Raw genomic sequence first — 24,442 nt, 5'->3', positions numbered from 1 at the left:
TCAGAGCAGGCCGGCCGCCTTGCGTGCCGTGCAGTCGGGGCACAGCCCAAAGATTTCGACGGTGTGCGCCACCTCGGTATAGCCGTGCTCCTTGGCCGTCCTGGCAGCCCAGGTTTCAACTGCCGGAGCCTCGACCTCCACTGCCTTCCCGCAATTGCGGCACAGGAGGTGGTGATGGTGGCCGGTGACCGCGCAGCGGCGGTAAACGGCCTCGCCTTCACCGTTGCGGAGCACATCCACCAGCCCCTCGTCTGCCAGCGACTGCAGGATCCGGTACGCCGTGGCGAGGGAGACGGACACACCCTGGTTCTGCAGGATGCGGTAAAGCTCCTGCGTGCTGACGAAGTCATCCAGTTCGTCCAGGGCAGCACTGACGGCCAGCCGCTGCTTGGTGACGCGCTGCTCCTTGACCGCTCCGGTGCCTGAACCCGGCGCGGGGGTTGACGGTGTGGATTCGTCAGCCTTGGTGCCTAACGGCATGGATGGACTCGCTTCCCTGAGGGATGGTGGCAAAGATCCAGATTACCAGCCGGACCCTGGCTGGCAGGAGTTGCGTGGACACCTCCGCGGACCGGACCCTAGGCTGGCGCTATGAAGCTGACTAAGTACACCCACGCCTGCGTCCGGCTCGAAGAGGACGGACGTGTGCTGGTCCTCGACCCTGGCACATTCTCCGAAACGAAGGAAGCGCTGGATGGCGCGCAGGCCGTGCTGATCACGCACGAGCACGGCGACCACGTCGACGTTGCCGCCATGGTCAATGCCCTGCGGGGTGACGGTGATCTGGCGGTGTTCGCTCCCGCGGGGGTGGCGGGCCACCTGCGCGAGGAAGCGCCTCAGGCGGCGGGGCGGATCCACACGGTTGAACCAGGGTCTTCCTTCGACGCGGCCGGGTTCGGCGTCCGCAGTTTCGGTGGCCAGCATGCCCTGATCCATCCCCAGGTTCCCGTGGTGGCAAACGTCGGCTACCTCGTCAACGAAAACGTGTATCACCCGGGCGACTCCTTCATCGTCCCGGATGGCATCAGCGTAAAGACCCTGCTGGTTCCCATCCACGCACCGTGGAACAAGGCCAGTGAAGTGGTCGACTTCGTCATCGGCGTCCGGGCACCGCGGGCCTTCCAGATCCATGACGGGCTCCTCAACGAGATGGGCCTGAAGATCGTGGAATCGCATGTGATTCGGATCGGGGCCAAATACGGCACCGAATTCACCCACCTGGCGGTCCGCGAATCGGTGGACGTCTGATCCCCGGCTTCTAGGCCGGCCAGACGCCCGTTTCAAAGAACCGGCCGATGACTGCGTGGTGCGGCTCGGGGTCAAGACCCTGGCCGGCCAGCCACGCAGGGTTGTAGTAGTTGCCTGCATAGCGCTCGCCGCCGTCGCACATTAGCGAAACAATGCTGCCGCGCCGGCCTTCGGCGACCATTTCCGCGACTAACTGCCAGACGCCCCACAGGTTGGTGCCGGTGGAGGGACCCGCGTGCAGGTCCGTGAGCTCGCGCAGATGCCGCATGGCGGCGACGGAGGCGGCGTCGGGGACCTGGATCATGCGGTCGATGACGGACGGGACAAAGCTGGGTTCCATCCGCGGCCGCCCGATGCCTTCGATCCGTGAAGGCATCCCGGTGGTGAATCCCGGTACGCCGTCCCGCCAGCCGGGGTAGAAAGCGGAATTTTCCGGGTCAACCACTGCCAGGGCCGTGTCATGGGAGCGGTACCGGAGGTAGCGGCCGATCGTGGCGCTGGTTCCGCCTGTCCCGGCACCGACGACGATCCAGCGCGGGACCGGGTGCTCCTCCATGCCCAGTTGGTCGAAGATGGACTCGGCGATGTTGTTGTTGCCTCGCCAGTCCGTGGCCCGCTCCGCGTACGTGAACTGGTCCATGTAGTGCCCATTGCTTGTGGCTGCCACCTCCTCCGCAGCCGCGTAAACCTCGGAGGCATGGTCCACCAGCAGGCACGAGCCGCCGAACTGTTCGATCAGGGCAATCTTTTCCGGGCTCGTGGTGCGTGCCATCACTGCCACGAACGGCAGGCCCAGCAGTTGCGCGAAATACGCTTCGGAGACGGCGGTGCTGCCGCTGGACGCCTCCACTATGGTGGTGTCCTCCCGGATCCAGCCGTTTACCAGGCCAAAGAGGAACAGGGAACGGGCCAGCCGGTGCTTGAGGCTTCCGGAACGGTGGGTTGATTCGTCCTTGAGGTAGAGCTGGACGCCCCAGTGTTCCGGGAGCGGCACCGAGTACAGATGCGTATCGGCGGACCGGTTGTTTTCAGCGGTGATTTTCCTGATGGCCCGGTCAGCCCAGGCCCTGTCCGCGCGCGCGTTCTTCACCGCACCAGCCTACCCGCGCCGATCTCGTGGCAAGGGCTAGAGTAAACGGGGCACAGGCCCGATCAAGACCAACCCCAAGGAGCCTCATGGGACCCCTTATCGATGTGGCCGCACTGGAAGCCCGGGTCAAGGCCGGACAGTCCACGGTGCTGCTGGATGTCCGGTGGAAGCTGGGCGATCCGCACGGCCGGGAACACTACCTTGAGGCGCACCTGCCAGGGGCCGTCTTCGTGGAACTGGCTTCGGAACTGGCTGCCCCCGCCGCACCGGAACGAGGCAGGCACCCTTTGCCGACCCTCGACCAGTTCCAGGCGTCCGCGCGGGGCTGGGGCATCAACGAGGGCGACGTCGTGGTTGCCTACGATGACAGCGGAAACATGGCCGCTGCCCGGCTCTGGTGGATGCTGCGGAACGCCGGCTTCCCGGAGGTCTACCTGCTCGACGGCGGCCTGGCCGCCTGGCGCGCCGCCGGACTGCCGGTGCAGGGCGGCAACGTCGAGGCAGTCCCGGGCAATGTCTCCCTTCGCGAGGGGGCAATGCCCGCCATAGATGCGGCAGCCGCCGGCAGCTGGGCTGGCACCGGAATCCTCCTCGACGCGCGGGCCGGCGAAAGGTACCGCGGCGAATTCGAACCCGTGGACCCACGCGCTGGCCACATCCCCGGAGCCGTCAGCGCCCCGACAACGGAGAACGTTGACGAATCAGGGCGGTTCCTGCCAGCCGATGAGCTGCGGCGCCGTTTCGAGAAGCTGGGAGTGTCCGGGGACATCCCTGTGGCGGTCTACTGCGGTTCCGGTGTCACGGCCGCCCACGAAGTCGCGGCTCTGGAGATCGCCGGCATCCGGGCGGCACTCTATCCGGGCTCGTTCTCCGAGTGGTCCAACAAACCGGAACTGCCTGTGGTGACGGGCGGCCAGCCCGGCTGAGCCTGCCGGGTGGAAACGCCGCCAAGTGGAAATATCCGGCAGCGCGGGGGTAGCGTCGCAGTATGACCCCTGGACGACCCGTACCGCCGCCCCTTGCCCGCCCCCTCCCGCCAGCCCCCGCCGCACGTGGAACTGACCGGATGGCGGCCGCCTACGGCGCAACGTCCGGGCACAGCGGTCTCGTGCCGCTGACCGTGGCCCGGCGGGCACCCAAAGCGGACGACGTCGAGATTGCCATCGAATTCTGCGGGCTCTGCCACTCGGACGTGCACGCCACCCGCGGCGAATGGGGCACCCAGCACTACCCCCTGGTTCCCGGGCACGAGATCGTGGGCAGGGTCAGCGCCGTCGGGTCCGCTGTGGATGATCTCGCACCGGGGGACCTGGTGGGTGTCGGCTGCATGGTCGATTCCTGCCGGGAATGCCGGAGCTGCCTGGACGGCCAGGAACAGTACTGCGAAAACGGCCTGACCGGGACCTACGGGGCGAGGGATAACCGCAACGGGGGAGCAATCACCCAGGGCGGCTACTCGACGTCGGTGGTGGTGGACCGCAGGTACGTGCTCCGGGTGCCGGAAAACCTGGACCCCGCTGCCGTGGCGCCACTGTTGTGCGCCGGCGTCACCACGTTTTCGCCGCTCCGCCATTTCGGCGTCAAGGAAGGCGACTCCGTAGGTGTCGTGGGCCTCGGCGGCCTGGGGCATATGGCGGTAAAGCTCGCCAAAGCCATGGGCGCCCGGGTGGTGGTGTTCACGACCTCCGAGTCAAAGGTCCCCGCCGCGCTTGAGCTGGGAGCCGATGAAGTGGTGCTGTCCCGCGATGCTGAGGCCATGGAAGCCGCCGACCGCAGCATCGACGTCATCATCGACACCGTAGCTGCTCCGCACGACCTGAACCCGTTCTTCCGCACCCTTCGCCGGGACGGGGCCCTCTTCCAGCTGGGGCTGCCGTCGGACGCCATGCCGCCCGTCAATCCGGGCGCCCTGATCCGGCGGCGGATCAGCTACACAGGTTCGCTCATCGGCGGAATCGCCGAGACCCAGGAGATGCTTGATTTCTGCGCCGCGCATGCAGTGGTGGCGGACATCGAACTGGTGCGGGCTGACCAGCTGAATAAGGCCTACGACCGCATGGTGGCAGGCGACGTTAAATACCGGTTTGTGCTGGACACCAGCACCCTGCAGGCCGCGGCCGAGGAGGCAGACGCATGAGCACCCTGTTCACCAAGATCCTGAACGGCGAGATCCCGGGACGCTTTGTCTGGCGCGAGCCGGACGTCGCCGCGTTCCTCACCACCGGGCCCCTGGCCGACGGCCACACCCTCGTGGTCCCCACCGAGGAAGTGGACCGCTGGACCGATGCGCGGCCCGAGACGCTCGCCAAGGTCATGGAGGTAGCGCGCCGGATCGGCGCCGTGCAGCTGGAGATCTTCCCGGCCGAACGGGCAGGGCTGATTGTGGCCGGCTACGAAATCAACCACCTCCACGTCCACGTGTGGCCGTCCAGGAGCATGGCCGACTTCGATTTCGCCTCGGCCGACCAGCACCCCGACCCTGCGGTACTGGACGCCAACGCGGAGAGGCTGCGTGAGGGGCTGCGGACCGCCGGGTACGCGGAGTTCGTGCCGGAAAGCGCCTAGGCCGGCACCAGCACCGTTGCCCCGGCACCTGCGCCGCTGGCTAGGCCGGTGCGAGTGCCTTGTTGAGCACGGCGCGGATGCGCTTTTCGGACACGGAGTACGCGGTCCCGAGTTCGACGGCGAAGAGGCTCACCCTGAGCTCCTCGATCATCCAGCGCACCTGCGCCAGCTCCGCACCCGCCCGCCGGCCCGGCAACAGGGCCGACACGGCGTCGTCGTAATCGTCTTCAAGGCGCTGGACGGCGGCCATGCTGAGGGCATCGCGCTGGACGTTGCCCGGCAGCCGCTCCAGCCGTTTTTCGACGGCAGCCAGGTAGCGCGGCAGCTGGCTCAGCTGGGCGTAGCCAGTGCGGGCCACAAAACCCGGGAACACCAGCTGCTCGAGCTGGCTTTTGATATCGTTCAGGGCGCTGATCAGGGCAAGGCTCGTGGTGCCCTTCAGCTGCTTCTCGATGCGCCGCGTGCTGGCCAGGATGCGCTCCACTACGGCCGTCACGCTGAACACGGTGTCGATTAGTTCGGCGCGGACCTGTTCGTAGAGCGCATCGAAGGATGCCTGGTCCCAGGGGAGTTCGGCCGGGGTCAGTTTGTCCACGGCGGCCAGGGCGCAGTCGGCGATGAGGGCTGACACTGAACCGTGCGGGTTCTGGCTGAAGGTCAGTTTTTCGGTGTTGTTAAGGTGCTCCAGCACGTAGCGGTCCGGTGCCGGAACCCGCAGGGCAAGGAGCCGGATCACGCCGCCCCGCATGGCCTCCAGCTGTTCCGAGGAGGTCTGGAAGACGCGAAGCGCGACCGAGGTCCCTTCATCCACCAGCGCAGGGTAGCCCGTCACCGTGTGGCCCTTGACGGTGTTGCTCACCTGCCGCTGCACGGTGCCGAACGTCCAGGCCGTGAGGCCTCTTTGCTCCCGGAAGCCCGGGGCTGCGCCGTTGGCGTTTCCTGTTCCCGGCGTCGCAGCGGCGGCTCCGGAGGCCTTGCCGGCAGCCTTGCCGGCCGACTTCAGCGCGGTGGTTCCGGGCGTTGCCCCCAGGGATTCCGCGATTGCCCGGCGCGTCGCCGGAGCGAGCCGCTCCTGCAGGGCGGCCAGGTCCTTGCCCTCGTCCAGCACCTTGCCCTTGCTGTCCACCACCTTGAAGCTCACGCGCAGGTGGGACGGCACAGCATCCCAGTTCCATGACCCGGGCGGGATGACATGGCCGCGGATCCGGCGCAGGGCCAGTTCCAGCGATGCTTCCAGCTCGTCGCGGGCAGGGTCGAAGTCGGATTCCAGCGCAGACACGGCCTGCCTGGCCACGTCCGGGGCTGGAACAAAGTTCTTCCGGACCTGCTTGGGCAGGGACTTGATGAGGGCTGCCACGAGTTCGGCGCGCTGGCCAGGGATCAGCCAGCGGAAGGCGGCATCATCGAGCTGGTTGAGGAAGAGCACGGGCACTTCGGCGGTGACGCCGTCGGACGGGTTGGGCGGTGAGCCGGGCGCCACGGGGTGGAACTCGTAGCTGAGCGGCAGCTCGAAACCCTTGTGCAGCAGCGTCTTGGGGTATGCGGCCTCGTCCAAGTCATCGGCGTCGTCATTCAGCAGGAGCGACTTGTCGTAGTCCAGGAGGTCCGGATTCTTCTGCCGCGCGTCCTTCCACCACTTGTCGAAGTGCCGCTCGGACACCACGTCGGGCCCGATCCTGGCGTCGTAGAACTCGAACAGTGTTTCGTCGTCCACGAGGAGGTCGCGGCGGCGCATCCGGGCCTCGAGTTCTTCAACCTCCAGGAGGAGGGCGCGGTTCCGGTGGAAGAACTTGTGGTGCGTTTTCCAGTCGCCTTCCACCAGGGCGTGCCGGATGAAGAGCTCGCGGGCCAGCACCGGATCCACGCGGCTGTAGTTGACCCGGCGCTGCGGGATGATGGGCACGCCGTACAGCGTGACCTTCTCGTACGCCATCACCGCGCCCATCTTGGTGGACCAGTGCGGTTCGCTGTAGCTGCGTTTGACGAGGTCCGGTGCCACCTGCTCGGCCCAGACAGGATCGAACTTTGCCGCCACGCGTGCCCAGAGTCGGCTGGTCTCCACAAGCTCGGCAGCCATCACAAAGGTCGGTGACTTCTTGAACAGCGACGAGCCCGGGAAGATCGCGAAACGGCTGCCACGCGCGCCGGCGTACTCGCGCTTGCGTTCGTCAAGGATGCCGATGTGGCTGAGCAGGCCCGAGAGCAGGCTGATGTGGATGCCCTCGTGGTTGCCCACGGGGTCGGCCAGGCGCTTGTTGTCCAGGCTGATGCCGAGCGGTCGGGCCAGTTGCCGGAGCTGGGCGAACAGGTCCTGCCATTCCCTGACCCGCAGGTAGTTGATGAACTCGGTGCGGCACAGGCGGCGGAACTGGGTGGAGGAGAGTTCCTGCTGCTTCTCCTGCAGGTAGTTCCACAGGTTCAGGAAGCCTGTGAAGTCCGAGTTCTCGTCGCGGAATCGGGCGTGCTTCTCGGCGGCCAGCTGCTGCTTGTCCGTCGGACGTTCGCGCGGGTCCTGGATAGTCAGCGCCGCTGCGAGGATCATCACTTCGCGGACGCAGCCGCGTTTGCCGGCTTCGACAATCATCCGGCCGAGCCGGGGATCGACGGGCAGCTGGGCAAGCTGCTGCCCGACGGCGGTCAGGCCGCCGCTCTTCGCGTCACCTGGGCGAACGGCACTCAAAGCGCCGAGCTCGCGCAGGAGCGTGACGCCGTCGTTGATTGCGCGAGAGTCCGGCGGCTCCACAAACGGGAAGTTCTCCACGTCCTTGGGCCCGCGGGCCACGCCCATGGCTGTCATCTGCAGGATGACTGCCGCGAGGTTGGTGCGCAGGATCTCGGGGTCCGTGAACTGCGGGCGGGACTCGTAGTCCTCCTCCGAGTACAGCCGGATGGCGATGCCGTCGGAGACGCGGCCGCAGCGGCCGGAACGCTGGTTCGCGGAAGCCTGCGAAACGCGTTCGATCGGCAGCCGCTGGACTTTGGTGCGGTGGGAGTAGCGGGAGATGCGGGCGGTGCCCGTGTCGATGACGTACTTGATGCCGGGCACGGTGAGGGAAGTTTCCGCTACGTTGGTGGCCAGCACAATGCGCCGGTTGCGGCCCGGGTGGAAGACCTTGTGCTGTTCCTGCAGGCTGAGCCTGGCGAACAGCGGGAGGACCTCGGTGCCGGCCAGGCGCCGGTTTGACTGGATTCTGGCGTTGAGCGCCTCGGCTGCATCGCGGATTTCACGCTCGCCGGAGAAGAAGACCAGGATGTCGCCCGGAGCCTCGGTGGCGAGTTCGTCCACGGCGTCGCAGACGGCGTCGAGCGGATCGCGGTCCTCTTCGAGTTCGTCGTCGGAGGCGTCTGCATCTTCGCTGTCGGCGGGTCCGCCGGCAGGCTGGGACAGCGGCCGGTAGCGGATTTCCACCGGGAACGTCCGGCCGGAGACCTCGATGATGGGGGAGGGCTCGTCCTCGGACCCGAAGTGCTTGGCGAAGCGCTCCGGATCGATCGTTGCCGAGGTGATGATGATTTTCAGGTCCGGCCGCTGCGGCAGGATGCGCTTCAGGTAGCCAAGGATGAAGTCGATGTTGAGGCTTCGCTCGTGGGCCTCGTCGATGATGATGGCGTTGTACTTGCGCAGTAGCTTGTCGCGCTGGATTTCGGCCAGCAGGATGCCGTCGGTCATGAGCTTGACCTTGGTGGAACGGCTGACTTCGCCCGTGAACCGGACCTGGAAGCCAACTTCCTGGCCGATTTCGACGCCGAGTTCCTCCGCGATGCGCTCGGCCACCGTCCGGGCGGCAAGCCGTCGGGGCTGCGTATGCCCAATGAGGCCGTTCTCTCCCAGGCCCAGTTCCAGGCACATCTTGGGGATCTGGGTGGTCTTACCGGAGCCGGTCTCGCCGGCGATGATGGTCACCTGGTTGGCGGCGATGGCGGCCATCAGGTCCTCGCGGCGCTCTGAAACGGGCAGCTCTGCGGGGTAGGAGATGTGAAAGGTCATGGCTCGAACCAGTCTACTGTGGGCCGCGCCGGCCGTTGTGACGCTGTTACGCCAGGCACCCGGGTGCGGATGACGCCGTCGTAATCTCCTTGCGGATCTGCCGCGGGGCACCGTGCCCCACTCCGGGTGTCGCAGGCCGCCGCACACCGCTGCTCACCGCCGGCCACCGCCGGCCGCCGCACACCGCTGCTCACCGCCGGCCACCGCCGGCCGCCGCACATAAAAGGACCCGGCTCTGGCGAGCCGGGTCCTTGCCGGTTGGATGATGCTGGGTTGGGGTCCTGGTCAGAAGATGCGGAGTGTGTAGCTGGTGCTGGGCAGGTCCAGGGCGGACCAGGCCTGGTGGGAGTTGGCAGGAGGGGTGTGGCCGAGGCCGTCCCGCAGGACCGCGGAGACGGTGGCGGCGAGGACGAGGAGGAGCAGTACCGCGATGATGATTCCGAAGATTTCCATGCCTCAATGCTGCTCCGGTGCCGCCTCAACAAACAGTGGCAGAAATGCCCAAAAAACTATAATTCCTGCCATAATGGAAGCATGCTGAAATCAGTGGCAGTCATCGTGGTTCCCAACTTCTCGATCTTCGAGTTCGCCACCGCTTGCGAGGTGTTTGGCATCGACAGATCTGAACGCGGCGGCAACGTGCCGGCGTTCGACTTCCGGGTCTGCACGCCTGAGCCTGGAGACGTCAGGCTCAAATCGGGCCTGTCCATGAACGTCACATTGGGCCTGGAAGCAACTGCGGACGCGGACCTGGTGATCATGGCTCCGTACGGGCGGGATAATGACGTTCCCGAGTCCGTGATGGAGGCGCTGCGCGCCGCGGACCAGCGGGGAGCCTGGGTGATGTCCATCTGCTCCGGAGCATTTGCGCTGGCCCGCGCCGGCCTGCTCAACGGCCGGCGCTGCACCACGCACTGGCACTACTCGCATGAGCTCGCGAGCCGGTACCCGGACGTACAGGTGGACGAAAACGTCCTCTATGTCCAGGACGGGAACATCATCTCCAGTGCAGGCACGGCAGCGGGGATTGACGCCTGCCTCCATCTGGTCCGCGTGGAGCTTGGCGCGAACGTAGCCGCCACCATTGCGCGGGACATGGTGGTTCCGCCGCACCGCGACGGCGGTCAGGCGCAGTTCATCGACCGGCCCATGCCCACGTGCGGATCCGCGCCGATGGAGGCTCTGCTGCGCTGGATGGTGCAGAACCTGGACCGCGAGCACACAGTCAATGAGCTCGCCGCCCGCGTGCACATGTCGGCCAGGACATTCGCCCGCCGCTTCCGTTCGGAGACGGGGGCAACACCGGCCGCGTGGCTCAATTCCCAGCGCGTCCTCCGGGCCCAGGAACTGCTGGAATCCACGGACCTCAACATCGACGAAGTGGCCCGGGAGGCCGGATTTGGCCACCCGGTGCTGCTCCGGCACCACTTCGCCAAGGTGCTGGATACCAGCCCGCAGTCCTACCGCCGCGCATTCCGGGGGCAGCTGGCGACGGCTGGCTAGGCGGGGTCGGCGGGTTAGGCGGGCCTGGCGCTCTACTGGCGGCTGGTTCCTACTGGCCCGGGTGGTCCTCGGAGGCTGCCCGGGCGCTGTCCACCAACACACGCCAAGGACCGGTAACGGCCTGCTCGGGCAGCGCCGCCCTTCTTTGGCCGGCCTTGATCGCGTAGATAAAACGGTCAGCCTGGTTCCCCGCCGCTTCCGCGGCTGCTGCCCTGACGGTCTTGGGCACGGCGTCCCATGGGCAAGCTTCGACAATGGGCTGCCACTGGCTTTTGGCGCTCTCGGTCTGGGCGTGCACTGTCCATACTCGAGTCATGGCGGCGACGCCGCCGCTGCGCTCCACGCTGATCTTCATGGCCGGATCCCGGGCTTTCCTGCAGCCTGGCCGCTGAAGGGACAGCGGCCAGGCATTCAACTAAAGCTTGACCTTCACAGTTTCCCACGCCTGCCGCACGGCGTCATGTTCCGGGGAACCGGTGCCAAAAAGCTCGACGGCGGATGCCGCCGTCGCCCTCGCGAAAACACTGAAGGTGGCTGTGGGCGGCAGTGAGCCGCCGGTGAGCGTCTCGTACCAGATCCGGCCGGGGGACTCCCAGGCGTTGCCTCCGAGGGCCTCCGCGAGGAGATAAAACGCCCGGTTGGGAATGCCGGAGTTGATATGGACACCGCCGTTGTCGGCACTGGTGCGCACGTACGAGTCCATGGAGTCCGGCTGCGGGTCCTTGCCGAGGACGTCGTCGTCGTACGCTGTGCCGGGAGCTTTCATGGATCGGAGGGCTGAACCTTCCACCCGCTCCGTGAAGAGCCCCTCGCCGATGAGCCAGCTGGCTTCCTTTGCAGACTCCTGCTTCACGTACTGTTCCACCAGCGCGCCAAAGACGTCCGACATGGATTCGTTGATGGCCCCGGCCTGGTTCCGGTACGCCAGCCCCGCCGAGTACTGGGTGACGCCGTGGGCCAGTTCATGGCCGATAACGCTGAGCGACCGGGTGAAGCGCTCGAAGACTTCGCCGTCGCCGTCGCCGAAAACCATCTGGTTGCCGTCCCAGAACGCGTTGTCGTAGAGCTTTCCGAAATGAACTGTGGCGTCGAGGGGAAGCCCCAATCCGTCGATCGAATTCCGGCCGAAGACCTCCGCGTAGAGCCGGTGCGTGTGGCCCAGGCCGTCGTAGGCCTCATCCACCGATGCATCGCCTGAGTCTGGTTCGCCCTCTTTACGGACAAGATGGCCGGGTAGGTTCTCGCTGCCGGCTGTGTCGTAGACGCTTCGGTTGGACGGCCCCGGCTGGACCTGCCGGAGCCCCGGGGGAGTGACCGCGGACGGCTGCGCACGGGACGCCTGGACCGACCGGACATGGCTTAGGGCCTCTTTCGCTGCCCGGGCGGCGGCGGAAAACTGCGGCGCGTCCTGGCGGGCCAGCCGGCGCAGTATGTAGGGCGGAATGATGGAACAGAATGTGGCTGAAGTATGCATGGCCTACCCCCTTGAGTTGGTTGAAACAGCCTACGAGGGGCCACCGACAAAGTACTGCAGCCACACCTCCCTGGCGCGAACGCACAGTTTGTGGCCCTTGCCTGAAACGCTTGACCGAAGTGGAGACCCGGATGGTCGGAGGTTATCCACATAGGTCTTCTGCTTCGCCGTTTTTGTCGGACCCTCGCGGGATGATTTGGGTATGGAAAGCAGGGCAGTTGAGGAGGCGGTGGGGGCTTTCTTGGCGTCGGCTGCGGAGTTGGCTGACTGTGTGCGCCGCGGGGTTGGCAGTCGGGGTTCGGGCGGTGCGGGTTACGGCGGTGCGGATCCTTTGCGGGAGCAGGCGGATGCGTGCCTGGACGGGCTGGCCGTTTCGGCGCGGGTTGATGCCATGGTGGCTGGATTGAGGGTGCGTCTGGTTTCCGGGTTCGCCGGGACGTCCGAGGCCATGGCAGCGCCGGCCATGAGTCCGGGCCAGCACACAGCCCAGGAGATGGGCGTCGTGTCGGAGGTCGCGTGTGCCTTGACGGTCAGTGAACGCTCGGCCTCGGCCCTGCTGGCCCAGTCCCGTGAACTTACCACCACGCTGCCGCTGACGCTGGCCGCGTTGCAGGCCGGGGACCTGTCGTGGCAGCACGCCCGGGTCATGGTGGACGAGGCTGCAAGTCTGGATCCAGCCGGGGCGGCGGCGTTGGAGGCGCATTTCCTGGACCCGGACGCACCCAACCCCGCCACGTGCCCGGCCGGGGAGATGGTTCCGTCCCGGTTCCGGCACAAGGCCCGGACGTGGCGGGAACGGCACCACCCGGTCAGCATCGAAAAACGCCACGCCAGGAGTGTCCTGGACCGGAGGCTGGAGTACGCCCCGGACCGGGACGGGATGGCCTGGCTCTCCGCCTACCTGCCCGCCGATCAGGCGGCCGGGATCTGGAACGGCGTCACCGCCACAGCACGGGCCCTCCAAAGCCCCGCCGAGGACCGGACACTGACCCAGCTCCGGGCAGACGTCGCCGCCAAACTACTCCTCAGCGCCGGCTTCACCACCAGCAACCCAACGGGCGGCAACACAGACACCGCCGCCGGCAGCAAGACAGATGTAGCGACCACCAGCACCAGCAATGATGCCGTGGCCGGCCTGGTTCCGGCCCCTGACGGGGTCGATTCGGGCCGTGTGCCTTCGCCGGCGGCCCAGGTCCTCGTGACCGTGCCGGTGTTCGCCCTGATGGGCCTCACCGACGAACCGGCCGACCTCGACGGCTACGGGCCAATCCCCGCCTCCATGGCCCGCAAACTCGTAGCCGACGGGGCATCCTCATTCCGCCGGGTCCTCATTGATCCACGGGATGGCGCACCGCTGGAAATCGGACGGGCCAACTACCGCATCCCACCGGCGATGCGGCGATGGCTCAGACTCCGGGACGGTAAATGTTCCTTCCCCGGCTGCAACAACCACTCCCTGGACAACGAAGCCGACCACATCCTCGCCTGGGCCGACGGCGGGAACACCGGTATCACCAATCTCGAGTCACTGTGCCGCAAACACCACCGGCTGAAACACGGCACGGCCTGGACGCCCTGCTCGGCCACCAAAGACGAACCGCCCGGATGGACCTCGCCCACCGGCCGCCGATACGCCAGTGAACACCAGGACTGGGAACCACCCTTGTTGCCGGCGCAGTTAACACCAGTGGGCTGGAACACGACGCCCCCTTAGCTCACGGCGGGTGCAGCGCCGCCCAACACGAGCAATCTGCACGTTTGCCGGCTGTCGATAGGTCGGTCGCCCAGGACGTGAATCGTTCGTACCAGGTGTCGTGATGGGAGAATTGTGTCGCCGTGCCCTCATCGACGGGTTCGAGTCGCGCCCTTGCCGGCTCCTGCCTGTGGGCGTGAGTGGACGAATTGGACGCTGCAATCGCACGGCGAATAACGGCTTTCGTCCATGCGGATGTGACTTTCAATCTGAATGGGTCGGTGATAGAACCGACCTCTGTGGCTGTGGATAACTTTTAGCGCTGAAATGTGACCTGGGCTACCCTTAAGGAATTGTTCGGAGCGAGGCGTCTTGAAACTATCGGGGGATTAGCTGCCCATGACATCGCACATTTTGTTTGCGTCCCGGCCCATACGCGTGACCGCAGTTGGAGTGGTCCTCGCGGCTGCCTTATCGCTCTCTGGCTGCAACGCCGGCGGCGATCCCAACTCCGGCGGTAAAACATCGCCAGCCTCAACTGCCACCGAGTCGGCAACACCGAGCGCCACAGCGAAGCCGACGCCTACCGCTGCCTACAAGCCCGCTGACGCGACAGGCCCCGCGCAGAATGTCCCCGTCCCTGTCCTGCCGGAGGTCGCCAAAACGGAGACGAAGGAGGGGCTGGAAGCGTTCGTGCATCACTGGTACGCCGTTCTTAGCTATGCGTACGAGACCGGTGATGCCCAGGGATTGGAAAGACTCAGTGGCCCCGATTGCGTTTTTTGCGCAGGGTTGAAAGACGTGGTGAAGGAGGCATGGAAGGAGGGCCGGTGGATATCGGGCGGTCAAATTCAGACGCCGGCCATCACGGCGACATTAGAGCCCGGAACTCAGCCGTACGCAGTGATCCAGGTTTTACAACAAACAATTGAGATCCGAAACCCGGACGGGAGTCTTTACCAAGCTCCTACGGCTGCCACGAATACTGGAAGCCGGGCAGGTGCTACTTACGGGGCCACGGGATGGATAGTCACTGATCTCGGCTTAATTAGGTAGCAAGAGTTGACCCCCCGTGCACTGAGAGTCTTTTGTTTGTCCCTGTTCTTTCTTGCTGTCAGTCCCACGATCGCGCACGCTGAAATCGCAGTGGGGTATGAGGAGAAGGGCCTGGGTGTTGGTGCGGATGAGTGGACCGTTGACAAGGATTCCGGAGAACTTGTGCCGGTACTAGCGGGGCAGACTCCCAGTGACCCCAATCAATATAAGTACGAACTTCAATGCCATCTAGGCGGCGGAGACTTCGACACACCCTGTCTCGCGAGGCAAGTTGAGTGCAAGAACGGTCCAGAAGGCAAAGAAGAAGGCATCCCAGTCATCTGGCTATCAATGCCCCGAGGTGTTCCAGGTGCCATCTGGTCGTACCACTCCGGCCCGACGTGCCTGTACGACGCGAAGCCTGAAGACCTGCTGCCCCGCATTGCCGCCGACATCCAGCGCCAGTTTCAGAACTTGCCGGTCAACGCCGGCTCGGTCGTCGCCCAGCCAAGCCCGCACACGCTCCGCGGAGCTGAAACAAACTTTTACGCCGACGCCGCAGAGCAGCAGTTCGATGTCACGATGTTCGACCAGAAAGTCCACGTTGTCGCCACGCCGGTCCAGTACACGTGGAACTATGGCGACGGCACAGTCTTTGGCCCCCAGCCGTCCATGGGCGGACCGCTTCCACAGGAACGTTGGGGCGAGAAGACACGGACCAGCCACGCCTACACGCAAACCGGCGATTTCCAGGTCATCCTGACCACTTCATTTCAAGGAACGTATTCCGTGAACAGCGGGCCGCCGCTGCCCATCCCGGGCCAGGGGCAGTTCAGCGCTCCGCCCCAGACCATCAGCGTCTGGCGGTCCGTCACCCGTAATTACGCCGACGACTGCAACCAGAATCCCCAAGGCCAAGGCTGCCCAGGAGTGCCGTCGGTCCCATAAAGCCGAAGCCCGGGCCGCAAGTGTTCGTTCGCGCAAGGGGGTAGGGGAGAAAACGCAAAAACCCCCGCCGCTTTTCCAAGTGGCGGGGGTTTTGTTGTGCCCTCGATAGGATTCGAACCTACGACCTTCTGCTCCGGAGGCAGACGCTCTATCCCCTGAGCTACGAGGGCAATCCAGGGTTCCTGCCGTTGCCAGCGGGACGTCCTAGAGCTTAGCAGGAAGGTGGCCTGCAATGAAAAACGGCTCGCCTCAGTAGCCGGAAAAAGAGTCCACATGTACGCGACGTGCCCCGGCCTTCCTGGCCGCGCGGCGGAGTGAAGCCACGCTGGCGGGAGATCCGGAGACGTAGACCGTGCGGGCCGCAATGTCAGGCACGAGGGCTTGCAGCGCTGCCCCGTCCAGCCGGGCGCCCCCGCCAACCCCGGTTCCGGCTGCCGTGATGAACGACGGCGGGACGGAACCGTCAGCGAGGCGGGCAATGATCCGCGCCCCAGACATGCGGAGCTCTTCGGCGTAGGCAATCTCTTCAGCATTTCTGGCCAGCAGCAGGAGAACCACGTCCCGGTCCTGCGCTGCACCGGAGGACAGATGCGCCAGATAGGGCGTGATGCCGATCCCGGCAGCCATCAGCAGCAGCGGCTGGGCCGGATCCCGCGGCAGGACGAAGTCGCCTCCCACGGACGTGGCCCTCACCTGATCGCCCGGCTTCAGGGCCAGGAGCACCTTCTTGGCAGCAGACAGCGGCTCCGCCGTCCGGACCCCGAACTTCACGGCGGAAGACCCGGGCGTGCTCGTAAGGCTGAACGTCCGGCGTCGGCCCTTCCCGTCCGACTTGGCGTGCGGAAGATCGAGCTCCATGAACTGGCCCGGCACAAATCGCACGGGCCGGGACGGCTCGAAAACAAACTCTGTGGTGCTGGGCGTCAGGGGCCGGGAACCGGTGAAGCGCAGTTTCAGCCCGCCCCGCTGGCCCACCAGGAACGCCAGCAGGTTCCCCAGCAGCAAGGCCAGTTCCGGCGAGTTGGCGATAAACCCGAAGTTGTACGGCACCGCAAACACCACGCCCACCACCGCGGCCAGCGCGAGCTGCTGCCAGCGGCGCGGCGGCAGGGTCAGCGGCTCGGTCAGCATAAAGCCCACAAAAAACAGAAGGGGCCGCTGCGCCAGGGCCTGCCAGAGTGAGCTGCCGAAGGACAGCCCCGCCTGCAGCAGCTCGGCGCTGATGATCGCCGTGGCAACCACCAGGAATACCGAAGCCATCAAAAATTTGCGGGTGCGGTACAGCACCAGCAGGATGCCGGGCACCAGCAGCCACAGCATGGCCGGGGTGGCCGCCCACCAGGTCGCGATGTTCAAACCGGTCAGCCCGGTGACAAACGCGCCCGCTGCCGCCGGGTTGAAGATGTGCCGGCCGCGCCAGGCGAGCGCGTACTTGGAAGCTGAGGCCAGCACGCACGCCAGCGCCACCCCTGCCATGTCCATAGGCGCAAAAGTGGGCCAGAACAGGAAGTAGAGGAGCAGGCCGGTGATGAGTGAAGACTCCGAATGCGGACGCACATGGAACAGGGCGGCCAGTCCGCGGTTGGAGACGTAGGTCAGGCCCAGGCACAGCACCAGGTGGACCAGCATCTGCGGAATGCCGAAGGTCAGCCAGCCGAGGGCGTTGAGCAGGAGGCTGTACACGGCAAGGGCGGCCAGCACCAGCAGGATGAGGCGGTACATCGTGTACTTGCCCAGCAGGGTGTCCAGCCGCCCGGCAGGGGAAATGGCTGTGCCTCTCTTGGGTGCGTCAACGGGGCTCATGTGAACAGTGTCCCTTCAAATCCGGTCGAATAGGCGGCACTACCGTCAGAAAACACCGTCAGCCAGGAAAAGTCGAAGGACTCTTCCAGCACAGCGCCCGGTGCGAAGAACAGCGCCGTCGCCAGCGCATCGGCCACCATGGTGCTGTCAGCCATGGTCCAGGTGGCCACCGCCGTCGTAACGGGACGCCCTGTGGTCCCGTCGAGCACATGGTGCAGGCCGTCGCCCCACGCCCGGCGGTTCGAGGCCGACGCACACAACGCGCCGCCCGCCAGTGACACAGTGCCGATGGCCTCGGACGGATTGTATGGATGCTCCAGTGCCACGGTCACGGGTTCAGGGCCGCTGTGCAGCAGGTCACCGCTGGCATCGATCAGGAAGGTCTCCTCGCCATGGGAGCGCAATTCGGCTGCCAGGAGATCCACCAACTGGCCCTTGCCGGCGGCTCCTATGTCCAGGACCAGGGGGACAGCGGTGGTGAGTTCGCTGCCGTCCCAGTCCAGGGCATCCTCCCAGCGGGGCGCCGGAACCGGTGAACCTGCAGGCTGAAGGGAATACGAGGCGTCGTACCCCAGCCGTTCCAGGCTGCCGCCGATCAGCGGGGTCATGGCCCCGGCCGTGATGTCGTACAGCCTGCGGTACAGCCGGCCCAGGGCGGCGGCCTCCGCCGGAAGCTTAAACCGGCCGGGCTGCCTGGCCATGGCACTGACCGTCGAATCCGACCTGAAACGGGACCACTCGCCGTCGTACCTTTCCACCACCGCCAGCAGCCGGCCGCGGAGGGCGGCATCAAGGGGCCGGGGCGTGGAGATTTCCCAACGGGTGCCGATCCCGTCGAAACTGAACCCGTCCCGGTCCGGCTGCGGCACGGCCTACTGGGCCTCCGCCTTGATCTTTTCCACGGCCTTGTTGAAGCCGCCGCTGGTGAGCGAGGACCCCGCCACCTTGGAGACGTTCAGCTCGTCGATGCTTTTTCCAACGATCTGCGCTGCGATCCCGCCGGCGAATTCGCCCTGGAACTTGCGGGTGTTCGGGTTGGAGGGATGCTGGGTGATGTTAACTGCAGTGACCGTGCCTGAAGCAAGGGTCAGTTCTACGCCGACAGTTTCGGTGCCGTTGGGGGAGACATAGGTGCCATCGGCGCTGTATGTGCCGTCCTGGTAGACGGAACCGCTGCTGGCCAGCGTTGACGAAGTGCTTGTGGGGCTGGCTGTGGACGGCGCGGCGGCCGATGTTTCAGTGGAGCTGCCGCTGGTGGCGGCCGGGGTGGTCTGGGTGGCGGACGGCGCGCAGCCGGCCACCGTTCCTGCGAGGGAAAGGCCGGCGATTCCGGCGAAAACACTCTTGCGGACTGACGGTCTCATGAACGGTCTCGTTTCGTGGGCTGGGTGCTTACGGTGTACTCAACGTCGGATTCAGCGTAATGGTTCAGCCTGTGATTCAGCCCAGCACCTCCTGTGGCACGGTCAACGCCTGACCTGCCCGGCTGACCGGTCACAGGCAACGCTCAAATTCGTCCACGTGGCGCCCCCCGGTAGGCTAGAGGGGTGACTCCCGAAGAACTCTCCCTCGCCATATCCGCCTGCCTGAAAGACGCCGTCGCCGCTGGCGAAATCGCGCTTTCCGCATCAGCTGTCCCTGATGAGGTGCGCGTGGAGCGACCGAAGAACCGGGACCACGGCGACTGGGCCACCAACATCGCCCTCCAGCTCGCCAAACAGGCCGGCACCAACCCGCGCGAATTCGCCACCATCCTCAGCGCCCGGCTGAAGTCCATCAACGGCGTCTCAGCCGTGGACATCGCCGGTCCAGGCTTCCTGAACATCACCGTGGACGCCGCCGCGGCCGGCGCCCTGGCGAAGGCCATCGTCGAGGCCGGACGGGAATACGGCACCAACACCGCGCTCGCCGGCCACGTGGTCAACATGGAATTTGTCTCCGCCAACCCCACCGGACCGCTGCACATCGGCCACACCCGCTGGGCCGCCCTGGGCGACGCGATCGCCCGGGTCCTGCGTGCCTCCGGCGCCGAGGTCACCGCCGAGTACTACATCAACGACGCCGGCTCGCAGATGAACGTCTTTGCCAACTCCGTTTACTCGCGCCTGCACGGACGCCCCGTGCCCGACGGCGGCTACCCCGGCCAGTACATCGCGGACCTTGGCCATGACGTGCTGACCGAGCACCCCGACATCCGCGAGCTGACAGAGGTGGCAGCCCTCCCCGTCATCCGCTCCGCCGCCTACAAGGCACAGATGAAGGACATCAAGACCACCCTCGCGGACTTCGGCGTGGCGTTTGACGTCTACTTCTCAGAGCAGGAACTGCACGACGCCGGCGCCATCGAAAGTGCCGTAGCCCGCCTTCGCGAGCAGGGCCACGTGTTTGACGACGGCGGTGCCGTCTGGCTGCGCACCACCGACTTCGGCGACGACAAGGACCGGGTGATGATCCGGGCCAACGGCGAGCCCACCTACTTCGCCGCCGACGCCGCCTACTACCTGTCCAAGAAGGACCGCGGCTTCACCGAAAAGATCTACCTCCTGGGCGCGGACCACCACGGCTACATCAACCGTCTCAAGGCCATCGCGGCCTGCGCGGGCGATGACCCCGAGGTGAACATCGAAGTGCTGATCGGCCAGCTCGTTTCCGTCAACGGCGCCAAGCTGTCCAAGCGTGCCGGCAACATCATCGAGCTCAAGGACCTGATCTCCTGGCTGGGCAAGGACGCCGTCCGCTACTCCCTGGCCCGCTTCCCTGCAGATTCCCCGCTCACCCTGGATCCGGACCTGCTGAAGAAGCACAGCAACGAGAACCCGGTCTTCTACGTCCAGTACGCCCACGCCCGTACCCGCGGCGCGGCCCGCAACGCCGTCGCTGCCGGTGTGGACCGGACCGCGTTCGATGCCTCCCTGCTGGACCACGCCACGGAAAATGAGCTGCTTTCCTATCTGGGCAGCTACCCCTCCATCGTGGCCAAGGCCGCGGAGCTGCGTGAGCCGCACCGTGTGGCCCGCCACCTCGAAGTCATTGCCGGCGCCTACCACCGCTGGTACGACGCCTGCCGCATCGCCCCCATGGGCGACGAGCCGGTTACCGACGTCAACCGCACCCGGCTGTGGCTCAACGACGCCACCAGCCAGGTGCTGGCCAACGGCCTTGACCTCCTTGGCGTTTCCGCGCCGGAACGGATGTGATTCCCATGCCAGTGCAGACCGGAAATGCAGCGTCCCCGCTTGCTCCAGACTGGCTGACGGTGCCGGCGGACCTTAACGCCCTGCACGAACCCATGTGGGCCGGCAGCGTACAGCGGAACAACGACGGCGTCCTCACGGTGGGCGGCCTCGACGTCACCGCCCTGAAGGAACAGTTCGGAACGCCGCTTTTTGTGATGGACGAAGCCGACTTCCGTGCCCGGGCACGCGCGTTCAAGGACTCCTTCGACGCCGCCTTCCAGGACATCTGCGGCGGAGTGGACGTCTACTACGCCGGCAAGTCCTTCCTCTGCACCACCGTCGTTAAGTGGGTGGAGGAAGAAGGCCTGCGCCTGGACACCGCCTCCGGCGGCGAACTGGCAGTGGCCGCGCGCGCAGGGATCGCCGGTGAGCGGGTGGCCCTGCACGGTAACAACAAGTCCGACGCCGAAATCAACCGGGCGCTGGACATGGGCCTGGGACGCATCGTGGTGGACAGCCTCGACGAACTCGTCCGCGTCGGCGCTATCGCGCACGGCCGAGGCGAGCAGGCAAAGGTCATGCTCCGGCTCACCCCCGGCGTCCACGCCCACACGCACGAGTTCATTGCCACGGCCCACGAAGACCAGAAATTCGGCCTGTCCATGGCAGGAGACTCCACCGACAAGGCGGGCCTCTCCGCGGCTGAGGAGGCGGTGGCGGCTGCCTCCGCCCACCCCGGCATCGACCTGCTGGGCCTGCACTGCCACATCGGCTCGCAGATCTTCGAGCCCGACGGTTTCGCGCTGGCCGCCGAGAAGCTCCTGCGGTTCCTCGCGGCGATGCAGGAGAAATACTCCATCGAACTGCCCGAGCTGGACCTTGGCGGCGGCTACGGCATTGCCTACACCCCCGTTGACACCCCCCGCCCCGCAGCCGACATCGCGACGGCGATGGCCGCCGTCGTGCGTTCCACCTGCGCCGAACTGGGCATCACGGCACCCCGGATCTCCATCGAGCCGGGCCGCGCCATCGTGGGCAGCACCACCTTCACGCTCTACGAGGTGGGCACCCTGAAAACCGTCCGCGTCGACGCCCCGGCCGCGGCGGACGGTGAGGAGAACGTTACGTATCCTCGCCGCTATGTGTCAGTGGACGGCGGGATGAGCGATAACGCCCGCCCGGTGCTCTATGACGCTGATTATTCGGCGATTGTCGCCTCCCGCACGTCGGCGGCGTCCCCGCAGCTGTCCCGCGTAGTGGGCAAACATTGCGAGAGCGGCGACATAGTTGTTAGAGATGTATATCTGCCCGAGGACGTGGCAGCCGGTGATCTGCTTGCTGTACCGGGTACCGGCGCCTACTGCTGGGCCCTGTCAAGCAACTACAACTATCTGGCCCGGCCGGGCGTTGTCGCGGTGCGCGACGGATCTGCCCGGCTGATTGTCCGCGGGGAAACCGAAGAAGATCTGCTTAACCGCGACATGGGAGTGCCGAATGACTGAATTGCGAACCCTGAAAGTAGCCCTGCTGGGCTGTGGCAACGTTGGGGCCCAGGTTGCGCGGATTCTCATTGAGGACGCCGACGCCCTTGCCGCCCGGACCGGTGCGCGCCTGCAGCTCAGTGGCATCGCCGTACGCAACGTCAATGCGAAGCGGGACGTGGAGCTTCCGCAGGAACTGTTTACCACCGACGCCGAGACCCTGGTCAAGGACGCCGACCTCGTGATCGAGCTGATGGGCGGCATTGAGCCTGCCCGCACCCTGATCCTCTCGGCGCTCCGCAACGGTGCCTGCGTGGTCACCGGCAACAAGGCCCTGCTCGCCCAGGACGGCCCCACCCTCTATGAAGAGGCGGACAAGGCCGGCGTGCAGCTGTCCTACGAAGCAGCCGTGGCCGGTGCCATCCCCATCCTGCGCCCCATCCGCGACAGCCTCGCCGGCGACCGGATCACCCGGGTGCTGGGCATCGTCAACGGCACCACCAATTTCATCCTGGACCAGATGGATTCCACCGGCGCCCAGTTCGCGGACGCCCTCGCCGAAGCCCAGCGCCTCGGCTACGCGGAAGCCGACCCCACCGCCGACGTCGAAGGCCATGACGCCGCCGCCAAGGCAGCCATCCTCGCCTCGCTGTCGTTCCACACCCGGTTCGCCCTGGAGAACGTCCACTGTGAAGGCATCACGTCCGTCAGCGCCGCAGACATCGCGGCCGCCAAGGACGCCGGTTTTGTTATCAAGCTGCTGGCCATCGCCGAAAAGCTCACCGATTCCGACGGCGGCGAAGGCGTCTCGGTGCGCGTGCATCCCACGCTGCTGCCCCGCGAGCACCCGCTGGCTGCCGTCCGAGGCGCGTTCAACGCAGTGTTCATCGAGGCGGAAAACGCCGGCGAGCTGATGTTCTACGGACAGGGCGCAGGCGGCACCCCGACGGCGTCCGCCGTCCTGGGTGACCTCGTCTCGGCGGCCCGCCGCCTGGTGCTGGGCGGCCCCGGCCGTACCGAGACCACCACCGGCCACGTTCCGGCGCTGCCGATCGACTCGGCCACCACCAGCTACTACATCGGGCTGGACGTCGCCGACCAGCCCGGTGTCCTTGCCCGGATCGCCCAGCTCTTCGCGGAGCACGGTGTATCCATTGAAATCATGCGGCAGACCATCCACCGGGACGCGGAGTCCAACGTGGAGTCGGCCGAACTGCGGATCGTCACCCACCGCGCATCAGAGGCTGCCCTTGCGGCCACCGTCGAGGCCGTGAAGGGCCTGGACGTCATCAATTCAGTTACATCCGTTCTGCGGGTAGAAGGAGTCTAAGTGGCTCACCAATGGCGCGGCGTTATCCGCGAATACGCTGACCGTCTGCCCGTGACGGAATCCACCAGGGTCATCACCCTGGGCGAGGGCGGGACCCCGCTGGTCCACGCGCAGAAGCTGTCCGAACTGACAGGTTCCACCGTGTACCTGAAGGTGGAGGGAATGAACCCCACCGGGTCCTTCAAGGACCGCGGCATGACCATGGCCATGACCGCCGCCGTCGAGTCCGGCGCCAAGGCCGTAGTCTGCGCGTCCACCGGCAACACCTCCGCCTCGGCCGCAGCGTACGCCACGGCCGCCGGCCTGAAGTGCGCGGTGCTGGTCCCCGAGGGCAAGATCTCCATGGGCAAGCTGAGCCAGGCCATCGCGCACGGCGCCACGCTGCTGCAGGTTGACGGGAACTTCGACAATTGCCTGGACATTGCGCGGAAGCTGGGGGAGTCCTACCCGGTCTTCCTGGTCAACTCCGTCAACCCCGCCCGCATCCAGGGCCAGAAGACCGGCGCTTTCGAGGTCGTGGACTCCCTGGGCGACGCCCCGGACATCCACGTCCTGCCCGTCGGCAACGCCGGCAACATCACCGCGTACTGGAAGGGCTACAAGGAATACTCGGCGCCGTTCGAGTCCGCGACAGCCGGCACCCTTCCTGCCGTTTCCACCAAAACCCCCGTGATGTGGGGCTTCCAGGCCGCCGGTGCTGCACCGTTCGTGGCAGGGCACCCCATCACCGAGCCGGACACCATCGCCACCGCCATCAGGATCGGCAACCCCGCCTCCTGGGACGGCGCCATCGCCGCCCGCGACGAATCCGGCGGACTCATTGACGCCGTGACCGACGAGCAGATCCTGGACGCGCACCGCTGGCTGTCCGCCCGCGAAGGCGTGTTTGTGGAGCCCGGCTCCGCGGCCGGCGTCGCAGGCCTGCTCAAGAAGCACGCCGCCGGTGAAGTTCCGTCAGGCAAGACGATCGTCATCACCGTCACGGGGCACGGCCTCAAGGACCCCCAGTGGGCCCTGCGCACGGAAGACGGCAGTGAAGTGCAGCCGGTCAAGGTCTCCAACGACGTGGTGACCGTCGCGGCCGAATTGGGACTGGAAGAAAAGTAAC

General features: G+C 66.1%; 21 protein-coding genes and 1 tRNA gene. 12 read left to right on the top strand and 10 right to left on the bottom strand.

All coding sequences use genetic code 11. From position 1 onward, the window contains the following. Window positions 1–480: a Fur family transcriptional regulator gene (locus tag ABV518_RS00920; protein ID WP_367764980.1), complete on the bottom strand. Its 480-nt coding sequence runs from the start codon at window positions 478–480 to the stop codon at window positions 1–3. Between the two features lie 111 nt (window positions 481–591). Here ABV518_RS00920 and ABV518_RS00915 point away from each other — a divergent pair, with 111 nt between their 5' ends. Continuing rightward, window positions 592–1,248, top strand: coding sequence for an MBL fold metallo-hydrolase (locus ABV518_RS00915; protein ID WP_367764978.1), 657 nt, complete (start codon window positions 592–594; stop codon window positions 1,246–1,248). A 10-nt stretch (window positions 1,249–1,258) separates the two neighbouring features. On the opposite strand, the gene ABV518_RS00910 is transcribed toward ABV518_RS00915, so the two are convergent. After that, entirely contained in the window at window positions 1,259–2,338 is a 1,080-nt protein-coding gene (locus ABV518_RS00910) for a PLP-dependent cysteine synthase family protein (protein WP_367764977.1), read from the bottom strand. An 86-nt stretch (window positions 2,339–2,424) separates the two neighbouring features. On the opposite strand from ABV518_RS00910, the gene ABV518_RS00905 reads away from it, so the two are divergent. The 3 genes from ABV518_RS00905 (at window position 2,425) to ABV518_RS00895 (ending at window position 4,903) form a co-directional block, all read left to right on the top strand. Then, entirely contained in the window at window positions 2,425–3,264 is an 840-nt protein-coding gene (locus tag ABV518_RS00905; protein ID WP_367764976.1) for a sulfurtransferase, read from the top strand. Window positions 3,265–3,326: 62 nt separating this feature from the next. Beyond that, window positions 3,327–4,475, top strand: coding sequence for an NAD(P)-dependent alcohol dehydrogenase (locus ABV518_RS00900; protein ID WP_367764975.1), 1,149 nt, complete (start codon window positions 3,327–3,329; stop codon window positions 4,473–4,475). Continuing rightward, a complete protein-coding gene (locus ABV518_RS00895; RefSeq protein ID WP_367764974.1) occupies window positions 4,472–4,903 on the top strand; it encodes an HIT family protein in 432 nt (143 codons plus the stop codon). Before ABV518_RS00900 ends, ABV518_RS00895 begins: the two co-directional genes overlap by 4 nt. Window positions 4,904–4,943: 40 nt before the next feature. Here the strand turns inward: ABV518_RS00895 and hrpA are convergent, their stop codons facing one another. Beyond that, window positions 4,944–8,903 carry an ATP-dependent RNA helicase HrpA gene (hrpA, locus tag ABV518_RS00890; RefSeq protein WP_367765315.1) on the bottom strand — a complete coding sequence of 1,320 codons (3,960 nt, stop codon included), beginning with the start codon at window positions 8,901–8,903 and terminating at the stop codon, window positions 4,944–4,946. 273 nt (window positions 8,904–9,176) lie between these two features. Next, a complete protein-coding gene (locus tag ABV518_RS00885) occupies window positions 9,177–9,344 on the bottom strand; it encodes a hypothetical protein (RefSeq protein ID WP_367764973.1) in 168 nt (55 codons plus the stop codon). Between the two features lie 81 nt (window positions 9,345–9,425). On the opposite strand from ABV518_RS00885, the gene ABV518_RS00880 reads away from it, so the two are divergent. Beyond that, window positions 9,426–10,394, top strand: coding sequence for a GlxA family transcriptional regulator (locus ABV518_RS00880; protein WP_367764972.1), 969 nt, complete (start codon window positions 9,426–9,428; stop codon window positions 10,392–10,394). A gap of 49 nt (window positions 10,395–10,443) precedes the next feature. On the opposite strand, the gene ABV518_RS00875 is transcribed toward ABV518_RS00880, so the two are convergent. Together ABV518_RS00875 and ABV518_RS00870 are read right to left on the bottom strand one after the other, a co-directional pair. Then, window positions 10,444–10,749, bottom strand: coding sequence for a protealysin inhibitor emfourin (locus ABV518_RS00875; protein WP_367764971.1), 306 nt, complete (start codon window positions 10,747–10,749; stop codon window positions 10,444–10,446). 60 nt (window positions 10,750–10,809) lie between these two features. Next, window positions 10,810–11,868, bottom strand: coding sequence for a M4 family metallopeptidase (locus ABV518_RS00870; RefSeq protein ID WP_367764970.1), 1,059 nt, complete (start codon window positions 11,866–11,868; stop codon window positions 10,810–10,812). Window positions 11,869–12,070: 202 nt separating this feature from the next. Between ABV518_RS00870 and ABV518_RS00865 the strand changes: the two genes are divergently transcribed. The 3 genes from ABV518_RS00865 (at window position 12,071) to ABV518_RS00855 (ending at window position 15,544) form a co-directional block, all read left to right on the top strand. Continuing rightward, a complete protein-coding gene (locus ABV518_RS00865) occupies window positions 12,071–13,582 on the top strand; it encodes a DUF222 domain-containing protein (protein WP_367764969.1) in 1,512 nt (503 codons plus the stop codon). Window positions 13,583–13,960: 378 nt separating this feature from the next. Then, window positions 13,961–14,617: a DUF6318 family protein gene (locus ABV518_RS00860; RefSeq protein WP_367764968.1), complete on the top strand. Its 657-nt coding sequence runs from the start codon at window positions 13,961–13,963 to the stop codon at window positions 14,615–14,617. 330 nt (window positions 14,618–14,947) lie between these two features. Then, window positions 14,948–15,544 (top strand): hypothetical protein, encoded by a 597-nt coding sequence (locus tag ABV518_RS00855; RefSeq protein ID WP_367764967.1) that lies wholly within the window; start codon window positions 14,948–14,950, stop codon window positions 15,542–15,544. Between the two features lie 97 nt (window positions 15,545–15,641). Here the strand turns inward: ABV518_RS00855 and ABV518_RS00850 are convergent. The 4 genes from ABV518_RS00850 to ABV518_RS00835 form a co-directional block, all read right to left on the bottom strand. Next, a tRNA-Arg gene (locus tag ABV518_RS00850) sits at window positions 15,642–15,714 on the bottom strand. Window positions 15,715–15,793: 79 nt separating this feature from the next. After that, on the bottom strand, window positions 15,794–17,347 hold the full coding sequence (locus tag ABV518_RS00845) for a ferredoxin--NADP reductase (protein ID WP_367764966.1): 1,554 nt from the start codon (window positions 17,345–17,347) through the stop codon (window positions 15,794–15,796). Then, window positions 17,344–18,216 carry an FAD:protein FMN transferase gene (locus ABV518_RS00840; RefSeq protein ID WP_367764965.1) on the bottom strand — a complete coding sequence of 291 codons (873 nt, stop codon included), beginning with the start codon at window positions 18,214–18,216 and terminating at the stop codon, window positions 17,344–17,346. Before ABV518_RS00840 ends, ABV518_RS00845 begins: the two co-directional genes overlap by 4 nt. A gap of 3 nt (window positions 18,217–18,219) precedes the next feature. Further along, window positions 18,220–18,711, bottom strand: coding sequence for an FMN-binding protein (locus tag ABV518_RS00835; protein WP_367764964.1), 492 nt, complete (start codon window positions 18,709–18,711; stop codon window positions 18,220–18,222). 183 nt (window positions 18,712–18,894) lie between these two features. On the opposite strand from ABV518_RS00835, the gene argS reads away from it, so the two are divergent. The 4 genes from argS to thrC are packed head-to-tail and all read left to right on the top strand — an operon-like array spanning window position 18,895 to window position 24,441. Continuing rightward, entirely contained in the window at window positions 18,895–20,544 is a 1,650-nt protein-coding gene (gene argS / locus ABV518_RS00830; RefSeq protein ID WP_367764963.1) for an arginine--tRNA ligase, read from the top strand. Window positions 20,545–20,549: 5 nt separating this feature from the next. Next, window positions 20,550–22,025 (top strand): diaminopimelate decarboxylase, encoded by a 1,476-nt coding sequence (lysA, locus tag ABV518_RS00825; RefSeq protein WP_367764962.1) that lies wholly within the window; start codon window positions 20,550–20,552, stop codon window positions 22,023–22,025. Further along, complete coding sequence (locus tag ABV518_RS00820; protein WP_367764961.1) at window positions 22,018–23,334, top strand: homoserine dehydrogenase; 1,317 nt, start codon at window positions 22,018–22,020, stop codon at window positions 23,332–23,334. The genes lysA and ABV518_RS00820 overlap by 8 nt, the downstream gene beginning before the upstream one ends. After that, the gene (gene thrC / locus ABV518_RS00815; protein ID WP_367764960.1) at window positions 23,335–24,441 is read left to right on the top strand and encodes a threonine synthase; all 1,107 of its coding nucleotides are present in this window, start codon (window positions 23,335–23,337) and stop codon (window positions 24,439–24,441) included. The last annotated feature ends 1 nt before the right edge of the window (window position 24,442 follow it).

Origin of the sequence: Arthrobacter sp. HS15c (genome assembly GCF_040812005.1) — a bacterium.
Lineage (GTDB): Bacteria > Actinomycetota > Actinomycetes > Actinomycetales > Micrococcaceae > Arthrobacter.
Note: the sequence above shows the minus strand (reverse complement) of the source record. Positions and strands in the feature narration are given on the sequence as shown.